This is a genomic window from Algoriella sp., from assembly GCF_036647415.1.
GTDB lineage: Bacteria > Bacteroidota > Bacteroidia > Flavobacteriales > Weeksellaceae > Empedobacter.
On the sequence record NZ_JAVXKG010000019.1, the window covers coordinates 33,173 to 47,856 of the forward strand.

18 protein-coding genes and 1 pseudogene are annotated in these 14,684 nt (G+C 30.2%); 12 read left to right on the forward strand and 7 right to left on the reverse strand.

What is annotated here, in order from left to right:
- Positions 1-230: 230 nt before the first annotated feature.
- The 5 genes from RSC72_RS09320 to RSC72_RS09340 all read left to right on the forward strand — a co-directional run bounded on the left by RSC72_RS09320 (position 231) and on the right by RSC72_RS09340 (position 5,038).
- Positions 231-1,547, forward strand: a complete 1,317-nt coding sequence (locus RSC72_RS09320; protein ID WP_332544311.1) for a T9SS type A sorting domain-containing protein — start codon at positions 231-233, stop codon at positions 1,545-1,547.
- 84 nt (positions 1,548-1,631) lie between these two features.
- On the forward strand, positions 1,632-2,399 hold the full coding sequence (locus tag RSC72_RS09325; protein ID WP_332544310.1) for a sulfite exporter TauE/SafE family protein: 768 nt from the start codon (positions 1,632-1,634) through the stop codon (positions 2,397-2,399).
- Positions 2,400-3,182 (forward strand): hypothetical protein, encoded by a 783-nt coding sequence (locus RSC72_RS09330; RefSeq protein WP_332578481.1) that lies wholly within the window; start codon positions 2,400-2,402, stop codon positions 3,180-3,182.
- A 215-nt stretch (positions 3,183-3,397) separates the two neighbouring features.
- Positions 3,398-4,012 (forward strand): deoxynucleoside kinase, encoded by a 615-nt coding sequence (locus tag RSC72_RS09335; RefSeq protein WP_332544308.1) that lies wholly within the window; start codon positions 3,398-3,400, stop codon positions 4,010-4,012.
- Between the two features lie 69 nt (positions 4,013-4,081).
- A complete protein-coding gene (locus tag RSC72_RS09340) occupies positions 4,082-5,038 on the forward strand; it encodes a DMT family transporter (protein WP_332566351.1) in 957 nt (318 codons plus the stop codon).
- Between the two features lie 46 nt (positions 5,039-5,084).
- On the opposite strand, the pseudogene RSC72_RS09345 reads toward RSC72_RS09340, so the two are convergent.
- The 5 genes and pseudogenes from RSC72_RS09345 to dnaA all read right to left on the reverse strand — a co-directional run bounded on the left by RSC72_RS09345 (position 5,085) and on the right by dnaA (position 8,516).
- Positions 5,085-5,276: pseudogene (locus RSC72_RS09345) on the reverse strand (IS3 family transposase).
- Positions 5,277-5,463: 187 nt separating this feature from the next.
- Entirely contained in the window at positions 5,464-5,679 is a 216-nt protein-coding gene (locus RSC72_RS15845) for a helix-turn-helix domain-containing protein (RefSeq protein WP_442878326.1), read from the reverse strand.
- 227 nt (positions 5,680-5,906) lie between these two features.
- Positions 5,907-6,653 (reverse strand): SAM-dependent methyltransferase, encoded by a 747-nt coding sequence (locus RSC72_RS09350; protein ID WP_332546564.1) that lies wholly within the window; start codon positions 6,651-6,653, stop codon positions 5,907-5,909.
- Entirely contained in the window at positions 6,625-7,071 is a 447-nt protein-coding gene (locus RSC72_RS09355) for a low molecular weight protein-tyrosine-phosphatase (protein ID WP_332546565.1), read from the reverse strand. Before RSC72_RS09355 ends, RSC72_RS09350 begins: the two co-directional genes overlap by 29 nt.
- Before the next feature lie 17 nt (positions 7,072-7,088).
- A complete protein-coding gene (gene dnaA, locus RSC72_RS09360; protein WP_332546581.1) occupies positions 7,089-8,516 on the reverse strand; it encodes a chromosomal replication initiator protein DnaA in 1,428 nt (475 codons plus the stop codon).
- A 256-nt stretch (positions 8,517-8,772) separates the two neighbouring features.
- Here dnaA and RSC72_RS09365 point away from each other — a divergent pair, with 256 nt between their 5' ends.
- The 3 genes from RSC72_RS09365 to RSC72_RS09375 all read left to right on the forward strand — a co-directional run bounded on the left by RSC72_RS09365 (position 8,773) and on the right by RSC72_RS09375 (position 10,178).
- The gene (locus tag RSC72_RS09365) at positions 8,773-9,033 is read left to right on the forward strand and encodes a hypothetical protein (protein WP_332546567.1); all 261 of its coding nucleotides are present in this window, start codon (positions 8,773-8,775) and stop codon (positions 9,031-9,033) included.
- A gap of 90 nt (positions 9,034-9,123) precedes the next feature.
- Positions 9,124-9,552 (forward strand): acyl-CoA thioesterase, encoded by a 429-nt coding sequence (locus RSC72_RS09370; protein WP_332546569.1) that lies wholly within the window; start codon positions 9,124-9,126, stop codon positions 9,550-9,552.
- A 95-nt stretch (positions 9,553-9,647) separates the two neighbouring features.
- The gene (locus RSC72_RS09375) at positions 9,648-10,178 is read left to right on the forward strand and encodes an adenine phosphoribosyltransferase (RefSeq protein ID WP_332546571.1); all 531 of its coding nucleotides are present in this window, start codon (positions 9,648-9,650) and stop codon (positions 10,176-10,178) included.
- A 41-nt stretch (positions 10,179-10,219) separates the two neighbouring features.
- Here the strand turns inward: RSC72_RS09375 and RSC72_RS09380 are convergent, their stop codons facing one another.
- Complete coding sequence (locus tag RSC72_RS09380; RefSeq protein WP_332546573.1) at positions 10,220-10,870, reverse strand: SanA/YdcF family protein; 651 nt, start codon at positions 10,868-10,870, stop codon at positions 10,220-10,222.
- Positions 10,871-10,976: 106 nt separating this feature from the next.
- Between RSC72_RS09380 and RSC72_RS09385 the strand changes: the two genes are divergently transcribed.
- The 4 genes from RSC72_RS09385 (at position 10,977) to RSC72_RS09400 (ending at position 13,337) form a co-directional block, all read left to right on the forward strand.
- Entirely contained in the window at positions 10,977-11,768 is a 792-nt protein-coding gene (locus RSC72_RS09385) for a HipA family kinase (protein ID WP_332546574.1), read from the forward strand.
- Positions 11,746-12,129 (forward strand): DUF3037 domain-containing protein, encoded by a 384-nt coding sequence (locus RSC72_RS09390; RefSeq protein ID WP_332546576.1) that lies wholly within the window; start codon positions 11,746-11,748, stop codon positions 12,127-12,129. The genes RSC72_RS09385 and RSC72_RS09390 overlap by 23 nt, the downstream gene beginning before the upstream one ends.
- Before the next feature lie 78 nt (positions 12,130-12,207).
- A complete protein-coding gene (locus RSC72_RS09395; protein WP_332546578.1) occupies positions 12,208-12,534 on the forward strand; it encodes a single-stranded DNA-binding protein in 327 nt (108 codons plus the stop codon).
- A gap of 74 nt (positions 12,535-12,608) precedes the next feature.
- The gene (locus RSC72_RS09400) at positions 12,609-13,337 is read left to right on the forward strand and encodes a GLPGLI family protein (protein ID WP_332546580.1); all 729 of its coding nucleotides are present in this window, start codon (positions 12,609-12,611) and stop codon (positions 13,335-13,337) included.
- A gap of 37 nt (positions 13,338-13,374) precedes the next feature.
- Here the strand turns inward: RSC72_RS09400 and RSC72_RS09405 are convergent, their stop codons facing one another.
- Positions 13,375-14,598: an aminotransferase class V-fold PLP-dependent enzyme gene (locus tag RSC72_RS09405; RefSeq protein WP_332546787.1), complete on the reverse strand. Its 1,224-nt coding sequence runs from the start codon at positions 14,596-14,598 to the stop codon at positions 13,375-13,377.
- Positions 14,599-14,684: the final 86 nt, after the last annotated feature.

Here is a 14,684-nt window from a genome sequence, read left to right on the forward strand (position 1 = left end):
TATAAATTCTCTAAGCCTTTTTAAAAATATTTTACAAAATTAAAAATATCAAAAGCATCATTTCACAATACCGTAAAACAGAGTGTTAATGCGCTTTTTATGTTCTTTTAACATATTAAGAATAGTTTATCTAGGAGTTCTGTAGAGTACTAAATATAAGCTTTTTATTAAGCTTTTTATTTTTTTTTTCTTAATTTAGCCTAACACTAATTATTAATTAATACATTATTATGAGAAAAAAATTACTATCTCTTTTATCGATAGCTGCAGTAGCTGTATCTTTTGGTCAAACTTATACAACACAAAATAGTGGTATTCCTTCACAATCTTTTGGAGCAAGAGAATATTCTATTGTTGACCCTAATACTGCGTGGATTACTTACTTTGATGGTTCTGGAGGACAAACATATCCTAAATATATAGGTGTTACTACAAATGGTGGAACAAGTTGGAAAGCAAATTTAGTATCTAATTTACCTTCGAATGCATTAATTTCTGACGTTGGAGCAATCAATGGTACAACAGCATTCATTGTAACAGCACCTGCATCTGGTTCTGCAGCTGCTAATGGTTTATGGAAAACAACAAATAGCGGAACATCATGGAGTAAAGTTTCTGGTGTATTTGGAAATAGTTCATTTGGAAATATTGTTCGTTTTTTTGATGCAAACAATGGTTTAGTTATTGGAGATCCTATCAATGGAAAATATGAAATGTATAAAACTGCAGATGGTGGAAATACATGGACTACTTTAGCTACTGCACCTTCTCCTTTAAGTAGTGAAGAATATGGATATGTAGCTGGTAAAGTTAGTTTAGGAGAAGACTTATGGTTAACATCAAATACTGGTAGAATTTTACATACAAACGACAGAGGAGCTACTTGGAATTCATATTTCTCTCCTGTTGATGATTTTTCAGGTGAAACTTCAAGCGCAAGTATGTCTTTTTCTTCATCAAAATATGGATTATTAATAGATAATACAGCTGTGCTTTGGGTTACTAAAGATAGTGGAGCTAATTGGGAACCTTTAGAATCTAGTAATTATTTCGATGGTGATATTTCATATATCCCAGGATCAGAGGGTATTTTTCTGTCTACAGGTTTTAACCAAGATTCAGAGCTAGGAGTTGGATCAGCTTACACTAAAGACAATGGTGATACTTGGACAAAAATAGATGATGGTCAACAAAGATTATTTATTGGAGCTCACGATTGTAAATCTGTTTGGGTTGGTCATTATACTACGGACACTAAAGGGACAGGAGGAGTTTTAAAATTAAATGATATTCCTGGATGTACATTAGCAACTAACGAACAAACTGCAACTAAAGTTGAGTTAAAAGCTGTTGTTAATGCTGGTACACTTAATGTTGTTTCTAATAAAGAAATTAAAAGTGTATTAGTTGGTGATTTAACTGGAAGAAAATTATCAGAAGTAAAATCAAAAGATGTTAATATTTCTGCTTTAAAAGCTGGTGTATATTTTGCTCGTGTAGCATATGCAGATGGTTCTTATGGTACAGTAAAATTTATAATTAAATAATTTTAAACAAAATTATAGTTATAAAAAGGACAAAGCAATGCTTTGTCCTTTTCTATTTTCTACCTTTGCCAAAATTTATTTTTTTTGGAAACTGAACTTTTATTTTATCTATGCTCTGCAGCATTTTGTGCAGGCTTTATAGACTCAATAGTTGGTGGTGGTGGACTTATACAAACACCATTAGCACTTGCATTTTTACCACAACTACCAGTTTCTACTGTGATAGGAACATTAAAAATTCCTGCATTTAGCGGAACAGCCTTAGCAACAATACAATATCTAAAAAAAGTAAAAATAGATTGGAAACTTTTTGGTATAATGGCTACATTATCTTTTGTTTCTGCATTTTTAGGTTCTCATTTATTAACTATTATTAGTAATGATTTTATGAAACCAGTTTTACTATTCATTCTAATTGCTTTAGCTATTTATACTATTTTCAAAAAAGATTTTGGACAAGCAAAAGAAAGAGAAATTCCGTACAACATTGCCTTAATCAATGGATGTATAGTAAGTATTGTAGTAGGCTTTTACGACGGTTTTATAGGTCCCGCAACTGGAACTTTTTTTATTTTAGGATTTGTTACACTTCTAGGAATGGACTTTTTAAAAGCCAATACAAATGCTAAATTAATCAACTTAGCTACCAATTTCGGTTCTATTTGTTTATTTCTTTTAAAAGGAAAAATAATTTGGTCTATTGCACTACCTATGGCTTTTTTTAATGCACTTGGCGGTTACATTGGTGCTAAAGTTGCTATAAATAAAGGAAATAAATTTATTCGTTATATATTTATTTTGGTAATCCTTTTATCAATTTGTAGATTTGGTTACGAAGTAATTTTCAAATAAATGAAATCATTTTTTTATCTTTTTATTTGCCTGTTTTTTAGTCAATTTTCTTATGCACAAAAATTTGTCTTGGAAGATTCAATTTCTATTAAAAATAAAACAATCAAAAAAATTGAAACAGATCTTAATCAATCATTTTATTTAATCTCTGAAACAAAAATTGAGAAGATATTTTCCAATAAAAGCACGAAAACATATCATTCAAAAAATATTATTTCTTCTATAGATTCTAGTAATCCTTTGCGTTTATACATTTATTCTAATTTTAATCGTTTAGACATTATAGATGAACACCTTAATCCTATTCAAGATCCTATTACAATTTCGTCAACAGATTTTATGCCGACTGCATTAAAAGTGACAGATAATCAATTTTGTTGGTTTTATGATATTATCGGGAATAAAATCATTTATTACAATTACCAACTTCAAAAACCGATTTTAAACTCAAAATCGATCTATTTAAAGAATAATGATCAATCCATAGAAAATATTCACGTTTACAAAAATTTAGTCTTTCTAAAAGCTCAAAAAACAATCTATGTATACGATGATTATGGGAATTTCAAAACTAATTTTATGTTAGACATAGAAAACTCTCCTTTTTATTTTTACAAGAATGTACTTTTTTACATAAAAAACAATAAACTATATTCTATAAATTTAGAAAATCAAGAAACTATTCCTTTTTTAGATTTGGTTGATGTAAAAAGTATTGCGTTTAATGAAGCTAGATTAATTACCTTAACTAACGATTATATTTATATTTACGGGATTAAATAATTAGTTTTTTCTGAAAATATAAAACTTAAATAATTAATTATTATGAATATATCTAAAAATAAACATTTAAAAAATCATTCTAAATAATTTATTTATACAGATTTGAATTCAAATAATTTTTATTCTAAAAAAGATTTCTCTATGAAGATTCATATCAAATTTTGTTTTGAAATTTTAGGTTGTGTATATTTGCAGACGTTAAAATAATTGGAAAAATGCATATCGCCATCGCCGGAAATATTGGAGCAGGTAAAACTACTCTAACAAATCTTTTAGCAAAACAATATAACTGGACTGCTCAGTTTGAAGATGTTGAAACTAACCCTTATCTAGATGATTTTTATAATGATATGGAGAAATGGGCCTTTAATCTTCAGATTTATTTCTTAGGAAGCCGTTTCAATCAGGTTAAAGAAATCAGAGAAAGTGGTAAAAATATTATTCAGGATCGTACTATTTACGAGGATGCGCATATTTTTGCGAGCAATCTAAATGATATGGGACTTTTGTCTACACGAGACTACAACAACTATTTACGTGTTTTTAACTTGATGACAAGTTTTGTAGAAGCTCCAGATTTATTAATCTACTTAAAAGCTTCTATTCCTACTTTAGTAGCCCAAATTCAGAAACGTGGTCGTGATTACGAAAACTCTATCAGTATTGATTATTTAAGCCGATTAAATGATAAATATGACAAATGGATTTCTAATTACAAAGAAGGTAAAGTATTAGTAATTGATGTTGACAATTTAGATTTTGTTGAAAACAAAGAAGATTTAGGTACTATTTTTAATAAAATAGAAGCTGAAATAAATGGTCTTTTTTAGTTTCTAAAAAATAGATTAACTTGCAAGGCTTGATTAAACATTATCAAGCCTTTTTTTATGGAAAATAATATGGAAAATAAAAATATGTTGAAGGGAGTTTTGTTTGTTGCATTGGGTGCAAGTTTCTACGGAATGCTTGCTACTTTTGTTAAAGTTGCTTACGATCAAGGCTACACAACTGCTGAAGTAACAGCTTCGCAGTTTGTTTTAGGAATTTTGGCTTTATTGGCCATTAATTTTGTTATGCATCAAAAAAATAAAAACTTACCTGATGTGAAGCCACAAGACAAGAAAAAATTGATTCTTGCTGGAACTTCTTTAGGTTTTACAAGTTTGTTTTATTATTTGGCGGTACAATATATCAATGTTTCTATTGCAATTGTCCTTTTGATGCAAACAGTTTGGATTAGTATTTTGGTTGAAAGTGTTTTAGCTAAAAAATTTCCATCATTTCAGAAATTAATCGCAACATTATTGGTTTTAGGAGGTACAGTTTTGGCAACAAATCTTATTAATCAAGAAGTTGAACTTAATCCAAAAGGATTATTTTGGGGATTCTTAGCTGCTTGTTCTTTTACTACAACTATGTTTACATCAAACAGTATGGCAAATTATTTACCAGCTTACAAAAAGAGTTTGTGGATGTTATATGGTGGTGGAATTGTCGTTGCACTATTTGTATTTCTTAGTCAAATTGGACCTTATTATTTTGATGGATTATTAAGTTTATACAAAAACTTTTCTGACGATGTTTCAGGAATTCATCCAATTAATTGGAGTATATTTTATACATGGGGATTAATGCTTTCTTTATTCGGAACAGTGTTACCTCCTATCTTATTAAACAAAGGTTTTCCACACACAGGATTAGGTTTAGGAAGCATCGTATCGTCATTAGAATTACCAGTTTCTGTAACTCTTGCGTGGATTGTTATACCAGAAACTGTATTACCTATACAATGGACAGGAATTGCAATCATTATTTTTGCAATCATTATTTCGAATATAAATTTTAAGAAGGCTTAAAAAATTCCTTTTTACACTGCACCCCAAAACTTGGACAGATTAAAAATTAATGATTATAAAAATGAGTTCGATATTGTATCGGGCTCATTTTGTTTAAATTCGATTTTATTCTTCCGTTATTGTAATACTAAATGTACTCTTTAATTTTACGTTTTAACTCGTCAATCGAATTAAATTTTTGCAAATAAAATAGTTCTGATTTTAATGTTCCAACTTTCCGTAATTCTTCGATATCCATAACGTCCTTTATGATTATGATAAATAGATTTAATTTTAATAGCTTGATATTTATCTGTTTTAGATTGAAAAAACGTAATAATAAAAGCTACTTCTTGCCATATTTGAGCAATCTAAAAGTAAATTTCGGCCTTAATTCTTCTATGGCTTACGCTGTTTTTTGAGCTTTTTAGTACGTTTTGGAGCATTCATAATTTTAGGACGACTTTTGGTTTAGCTTGTAATCCGTCCAACCCAAAGTTAGCAAAATCTTTTTGCCATTTGATAATAATTGAATCACTCGGAATATTAAATTTTAACCTAGCTTCACGTAAACTAAGATGATTTTTCTCGATTTCATCAATAATTTTAAGCTTAAATTCAATTGAATAAACTTGATTATTTTTCGGCTCTAATCCAAAAATTTAATAATTTTCGTAGCCCAAAATCCATTTACGCAATAAACTTTCACAAATATTTTTTGCGACTACTAACATAACTAATCGATTGATTAGTTTTTTGTACTTCTTCTACGCATTTTAACTTAAATACTACATCATATTTTACTTTTCTTGCCATAAAAACGCCCCCAAATAGTGTCTAACTTTTTGGGGGCAGTGTAAAAATAGTTATCTTTTTTTCAATAAAAATTTTAGGCTTGTAGAACAAAAATTGCTGGACGTTTGTGGAAATCATATTTCTCATTTTTCCACTCTTTGATAGCTAATGTACGAATATCTTCGTCCTCTAATGTTATGTGACACGCGACACAAATCTTGGTTTCGGCACGAAGAATTTTCGTTAAATCATCTACCATTTGATTGTTACGATACGGTGTTTCCATAAAAATTTGAGCAACTCCTGTATTTGCACTTTCTGACTCTAAATGCATCAATTTCTTTTTGCGTTCGGTTTTGTCGATTGGTAAATAACCGTGAAATGAAAAGTTTTGACCATTCATTCCAGACGCCATCAATGCCAATAAAATAGACGATGGACCAACCAAAGGAACAACCTGAATACGCTTTTGTTGCGCTACTTTTACCAACTGCGCACCAGGATCGGCAATAGCGGGTAAACCAGCTTCGGAAATAATTCCCAACGAGATCCCTTTGTCTAATAATTTAATTAAATCGAGCATTTCTTCTGGCTCGGTATCTTTGTTTAGAATATAAATATCTAAATCTGCTTGTACTTTTTCTGGACAAACTTGTTTGATAAATTTACGTGCAGATTTCTCATTCTCAACTACAAAAGTATTTAAAGAACGAATAATATCAAGATTGTATAAAGGCAATACTCTACTGTGTTCACTTTCGCCTAAAAGCGAAGGAATTAGATAAACTTTAGCCGTATTCATTGTAATAAAATTAAAGATTGTATTTGGTGATGATGCCATTTGTTGCATCATCTAATAATTGATAAACATGCTCAAAAGCTTCATCTCCATCGTAGTAAGGGTCTGGAACGTTATGTGCGACTCCTGAACCATCTTTCAAGATTAGTTTAACTTTGTTTCGTTCCTCTTCGTTACGCGCTAATTTTTGTAAATCAATAGAATTTTGTTTATCCATTGCAAAAATAAGGTCAAATTCCTCAAAAAATATTGGATTGAAATGCATTGCACGTTGATCTGAAATATCTACACCATGCTTTTTTGCAACCGCAACCGAGCGTCTATCAGGCTGCTCACCAACATGCCAATCTCCTGTACCAGCAGAATCTATCAAATGATTGTCTCCAACTTTTGATTGTAAAATTCCTTCTGCCAAAGGCGAACGACAAATATTACCTAAGCAAACCATCAAGATTTTCATTGTATGAACGTTTATGATTAATCAGCAATTTTACGCGAAATATCTTCTATATATCCACGAAATTGCTTATCAGTTTCTTGTAAATTTTTCACGGTTTTACACGCGTGTAAAACTGTTGCGTGATCACGCTTACCAATCTGTTTACCAATACTTGCCAAAGATGCTTTGGTATATTGTTTTGCAAAATACATGGCCAATTGACGTGCTTGCACAACATCTCTTTTACGTGTTTTTGATTGAATATCTTCCATTTTCACTTTGAAGTATTCACAAACTGTTTTTTGGATATAATCTATCGAAATTTCTTTGCGAGCAGTTTGCACTAATTTAGACAACGTACGCGCTGTTAAATCTAACGTAATTTCACGTTTATTAAGTGTTGCTTGCGCAATTATTGAGTTTAAAGAACCTTCTAATTCGCGAACATTTGTATCAATATTTTGTGCGATATAGTCCATTACTTCATCAGGAAATTCAATTCCATCGTTTTCTAATTTTTGTTTCAAAATAGAAAGACGTGTATTGTAATCTGGATTTTGTAAATCTGCTGATAATCCCCATTTGAAACGAGAAATCAAGCGATCTTCCATATCTTGAATATCTGCAGGAGATTTATCCGAAGTCAAAATAATTTGATTTCCTCTTTGATGTAAATGATTAAATATATGAAAGAAAACCTCTTGCGTTTTTGCTTTTCCTGATAAAAACTGAATATCATCCATTATCAAAACATCAATCATTTGATAAAAGTGAATGAAATCATTTTGATTATTATTTTTTACAGCTTCTATAAATTGTTGTGTAAACTTTTCTGTAGAAACATATAAAACTGTTTTTTCTGGATGAATTTCTTTTACTTCTAAACCAATCGCATGCACCAAATGCGTTTTTCCTAATCCTACTCCACCATAGATGAATAAAGGATTGAAAGAAGTTCCTCCCGGACGTTTTGCAATTGCACGACCTGCAGCACGAGCCAGACGATTTGACTCTCCTTCTACATAATTATTGAATGTATAATTATGATTTAATTGTGAATCAATTTTAAGCTTTTGTAATCCTGGAATAATAAATGGATTCATCATTTTACCAGCTTGTAAATTAACTGGCGCTTCTACTTCTTGCGGTTTTGGTTTTTCTTTATTTGAACTCGGAATACGAACTGTAAAAGGTTCGCGTCCTTCCGACTTTTGATCCATTAAAATACTATAAACCAGTTTTGCATCAGAACCAAGTTCTTTTTGCAATGCACTTTTTAAAATTTTGATATAATGCTCCTCTAACCATTCGTAAAAAAATTTACTTGGTACCTGAATCGTCAAAACATTATTATTTAGTTTGCCCGGTCGTATAGGCACAAACCATGTATTATATGCATCTTCGGCAATGTTGTCCTTGATAAAAGACAAGCATTTATCCCACACAGAATTTGCAGTTATCGTCATTATATTCTCCAAAAGTGCTTAAGTTTTAGTGTAAAAAATTGATAATCAAGGAGGTAATTTATCCAATCCTTCTTTACAAAATTGTGAATAAATTTTTAATAAAAAAAACGAAAAGGGTATTGATAAATTAAAAAATACGTTGTATAATTCAGAAAATCAATAAGTAGTTTGAGATAAAAATAAAAGTATTACAAAGGTAATCTTTTCGGTCAAATTTTGTCTTATCAAAATTAATATTTAGTATTTTTGTATCATTATGGAAATAACACAAGAAAAAATTGACGTTGCAACAAACAGAATTGAGAATCATTTAAGAGATTTAGGTATTAAAAATAATTTTAATCTTTTAAAAATTGAATTAAATGATGATGCAAATGTAAGGATATTTTATTTTGAGATTGCAAATCCTACATTTAAAACAATCATTCAAATTCCTTATGATTTTTTAAAGGAAGAACAAAAAGATTCTTCGCAAGCATCATTTAGTTGGATGGATTATAAAAAAATTACTGAATAGACTTTATCATTTTATTTTAATAAAATTGATAAAGTCTTTTTTTTGTTCTCTATTTTTGAAACGATATAATGAAGGTTTAGAAAAATAATCATGGAAAAGATAAATCAAGAAGAACAATTAAACGTTTTTCGTACCAAAACGCGTATTTTATATAAACATACCGATCAAATGAAGGTTGTTTATTATGGTAATTATCCCGAGTTTTATGAAATAGGTCGTGTGGAATTGATGCGAGAGCGAGGTTTTCCTTATGCCGAATTAGAAGCAATGGGAATACAGATGCCGATTATAGAAATGCATACCAAGTATATTGGTAGTGCGTTGTATGATGAAATGATAGAAATTGAAGCTATTGTAAAGGAACGTGACAAAGGAGTTCGCATTCGTTTTGATTATACGATATATAATGAAGCTGGAAAAAAAATAAATGAAGGTTATACTATACTTTGTTGTGTGGATTCTGAAACAAAGCGTCCTGTTCGTATTCCCGAACGTATTTGGACAAGTTTGGGTTTGTAACATTTTAGAGAGAATGCTTAATAATTCGTTAAAAGAAATTCTAAAAACGAATTTCTAGTTAACTTTGCATCTTAACAAAACAGTTTAAAAAAGAAATGTCAACACTTCAACAAAAAATCAATCAAACTATAGTAGATGTAAATGATTTTCCAAAAGAAGGAATTGTTTATAAAGATATTACACCTTTGTTCTTAAATCCTGAACTTTCTGGAGAAATTGTAGATGCTTTTGTAGCAAAAGCCAAAGGAAAAGTAGATATTGTTTGCGGAATTGAAAGTAGAGGATTTTTATACGGAATACAAATTGCACAAAAGCTAAACGTACCTTTCGTTCTAATTCGTAAAGCAGGTAAATTACCTCCTCCTACAATTAGCGAATCTTATGATTTGGAATATGGGCAAGCTACAATCGAAGTAAATTCGAATTACATAAAAGATGGCGCTCGTGTTTTAATACATGATGATGTCTTAGCAACTGGTGGTACAGCAGAAGCTTGTGCAAAATTAGTAGAGAAATGTGGAGGAAAAACTACACAGTTTTCTTTTATTGTTGATTTAACTTTCTTAAATGGAAAAGATAAATTAACACCTTTTACAACTGATATTGTCACTTTGATAGAATATTAAAAAACAAGAAAGCCGCTCAAAAATTAAGCGGCTTCCTATTTTTAATCCTTTTTAGGTTCTATTATTATTTCTGGAGTCCGATCATTACTAATATCCAACAAAGCTTTTATGTTAGCTAAAACTTCTCTGAAACTTTGTCTTTTCTCTGTTTTATAAGGTCCGCTATCTGCACTATAACCTATACAATCTAATCCGAAAAATTTTCCTAAAAAAACTGCTCTTTTCAAGTGAAATGATTGCGATATTAAAATCACTTTCTTAAACTGATATATATTTTTTGTTCTATAAATTGTGCTGTACGTATCCAAACCTGCGCCATCCAAGTAAGTATCTTCTATTTTTACACCACGATCAAGCAAATACTTTTCCATGACATCAATTTCGTTAAAACCTTCGTTCAGTTTTTCTCCAGACAATAAAATCGCATCAATTTGATCATCATTATACAATCTAATTACGGCATCTAATCTATCTTTCAAAAATCTTGTCGGATTTCTATCTGCTTGTACTTTAGCGCCAAAAACAACTGCAACACGATAATCTGACGGAATATTACCTTGATAATTGTAAATATAATACGACGTAAAAACCTGAATAACGAGTGCTACTAAAATTGTAAAGGCAGCTATTAATCCTATAATCAATACACTTTTACGAATTACAAATCGTCCTATTTTTACAATTTTACTCATTTATCAGCAACAAAAAATAATTATTTAACAAAATTCTATAAGTTTGACGACACTAAAAAATTATAAATGTGAAAGTTTAATTAATTTTTCATTGTAATTTTATACGATGAATAAGCCAGAATTGAGAACAGTTACCGTAGAGCGTTACTTGCAACCCTTGCGAGAAGGCGGATCTTTACCTGCTTTGGCAGATGCAGATGACGGTTTTAAATATGTATTAAAATTTAAAGGTGCTGGACATGGACCACGCATGTTAATTTCCGAATTATTAGGAGGAGAAATTGCCCGTGTTTTAGGATTTAAAGTACCCGAATTAGTTTTTGCTTTATTGGACGAATATTTTGGACAATCGGAAGCTGATGAAGAAATTCAAGATTTGCTAAAGTTTAGCGAAGGAACAAATTTGGCACTGCATTTTTTATCTGGTGCTATTAATTATGATCCTGCTGTGATGAAAGTTGATGATAAATTATCATCTCAAATTGTTTGGCTAGACGCTTTTCTTACCAATGTTGACCGTACTTTTCGTAACACAAATATGTTGATGTGGCACAAAGAATTGTGGTTAATAGATCACGGTGCATCTTATTATTTTCATCATTCTTGGGACAATTGGGAAAAAGCTGCCTTAACAACTTTTTCGCAAGTAAAAGACCATGTTTTACTTAAAAATGCAACAAAATTAGAAGAAGTTGATGCAGAATTCAAACCATTGTTGAATGATAAAATCATTGATGATATTGTAGATTTAATTCCTGACGAATGGTTAGAAACGGAAGCATATCATTCTACATTTGAGGAAATGAGAACGGTTTACAAAACCTTTATCAAAACACGATTACAACATACAGAACTTTTTATAAACGAAGCCAACAATGCCAGAAAAAATCTTATATGAGTATGCTATTCTTCGCTTAGTTCCGAAAGTTGAACGTGAAGAATTTATTAATATTGGAGTAATTTTATTCTCTAAAAAAGAGAATTATCTTAAAGTAAAATATTTTATTAATAGTGAACGAGTAAATGCATTTTGTCACGAATTGGATTTAGATTTTATTGATAGTAATCTAAATGCGCTTTCTAAAATTGCAGAAGGAATTCATCCCGAATCTGCCATTTCCGAATTTGATGTTGCCGAACGTTTTCGTTGGCTAACAGCGGTTCGTAGCTCATCTATCCAAAGTTCTCGTCCGCATCCAGGTAAAACAAATAATCTTAGTAAAACATTAGATAAATTGTTTAAAGATCACGTGATTTAAATTTAAGTATTTAAATACCATGTAATTACATTTCCTTTATTAATTTTATAGATATATTAATTCAAATTATTTATCGCCATGAGTACATTAAGAAACAGTGTAAGATTAATAGGAAATGTTGGAAACAATCCTGAAATTAAGACATTAGAGAATGACAAGAAGTTTGCAAAGTTTAGTTTAGCTACAAATGAAGGTTATACAAACAGTAAAGGTGAAAAGATTCAGCAAACAATATGGCACAATATTGTGGCGTATGGATCAATCGTAAATGTGATAGAACAACACATTGAAAAAGGTAAACAACTCGCAGTTGAGGGTAAATTAACTTATCGAGAATATCTAGATAAGGATAAGCAACAAAAAACAATAACAGAAATTGTAGTAGATGAAATTGTGCTTCTTTAGCGTTTAAAATAAAAGGAAAACGACACCAATCGTTTCCCTTTTATTATTTTTATTATATTTGATAAAACACTGATATGAAATCATTTTATTTAATAATTCTATTCAATTTCTCATTCACCTTTGGTCAAATCCAAGTTAAATATAAACAACAAACAATTGAAAATTTATCTGATGTAAAAGATATCGAATTAAAGCAAGAGTTCGAGCTAATTAATAATCATATAACATTTTATGATTTAACCATAAAAGATAAAGAGTCTATTTATCAATTAAAACCAACTATAAATAATAAACAAGGAGCATCAAATTTCACAATTACTTCATCCGAGGAAGAAAATGTCTATTATACAAATATTACACAAGGTAATTATATTTTTTACACGACATATAATGACAAAAAGATATTAATAAAAGATCAATTAGAACCTTTGCAATGGATTTTAACGAAAGAAGAAAGTTCTATTTTAGGTTTTACTGCTCGTAAAGCTACATTAAAAAATGGTACTACATTGATTGACGCTTGGTATACTCCTGAATTAAATTATAAAAATGGACCACAAAATTTTTGGGGATTACCAGGTTTAATTTTAAAAGTTGAAGCAAATGCTTTTGATTCTAATGGCAATTTGTCTAACACAATGTTTATAGAAGCTGTAGAAATTAATCTAAAAGATAAAACAAAATGGAAAATTCCAACGAAAGGAGAAGTAATGACAAAAGCTGAATACAAAGATTTTCAAGATAAACAGTATCAAATTTATTTAGAGAATAATAAAAATACAATAGATCTAAAGATAGATTAATAAAAAAAAGGATTTCAAAAATGAAATCCTTTTAGTATTATCCTAACATTCTAATCGCGGTTTTTAAACCATCTATAAATGTATCTATTTCTTCTTTTGTGTTATAAACTGCAAACGAGGCACGAACTGTTCCTGGAATATCAAAATGTTGCATAATTGGTTGCGCACAATGATGTCCTGTACGTACTGCAATTCCTTTTTTATCCAATATCATTCCGACATCTGAAGAATGTACACCATCTAATTTTAAGTTGAACGAAACTGCTCCAGAATGCTCTGCATCTTTTGCGTAAATTACAACTTCATCAAATTCTGAAAGACGTTGAATCGTATAATCTACCAATTCTTTTTCATAATCATGAATGTTTTGAATTCCGATAGAATTAATAAAATCTACAGCAGCTCCAAGACCAATAATTCCCGAAATATCAGGTGTTCCTGCTTCAAATTTGAAAGGTAAACATGCGTACGTCGATTTCTCCATCGTTACATCTTTTATCATTTCTCCTCCTCCATGAAAAGGTGGTAAAGCATTCAAAATATCTTCTTTTCCGTACAAAACACCGATTCCTGTTGGTCCGTACATTTTATGTCCAGAAAAAACTAAGAAATCACAATCCATTTCCTGCACATCAATTGCTGTGTGTGGTGCAGATTGCGCTGCATCAATCAAAACCCAAGCTCCTTTTGCATGTGCTTTATCAATAATAGTTTTGATCGGATTTACAACTCCTAATGCATTAGAAACTTGATTAACACAAACTAACTTCGTTTTATCAGTCAATAAATCATCCAACTTATCAATATCTAAAATACCTTCTGTCGTTAATGGAATGTATTTTAGTTTAGCACCTGTTCTTTCGCAAAGCAATTGCCAAGGAACAATGTTAGAATGATGCTCAATTTCTGTAATAATAATTTCGTCATCAGCAGTTAAAACATCACGCAAAACATTTGATACAAGATTGATACCTTCTGTCGTTCCACGCGTGAAAATGATTTCGTACTCATGTTTCGCATTGATAAATTTCTGAATTTTACGACGAGATTCTTCCATCAAATCTGTTGCTTCTTGACTTAATGTATGAATACCACGATGTACATTTGCATTATACTTTTCGTAATATTGATCTAAACAATCTAAAACAACTTGCGGTTTTTGAGAAGTTGCTCCGTTATCTAAATAAACCAAAGGTTGACCATTAACTTCTCTTGAAAGAATTGGAAATTGACTTCTTATTTGTTGAATATCTATTGACATTTTTTGTTGTATTATGTAGTTTGTAAAATGTATTAGGTTAAAAAAAAGTTGTAAGTAAACTTACAACTTTATACTTATGACTTAAT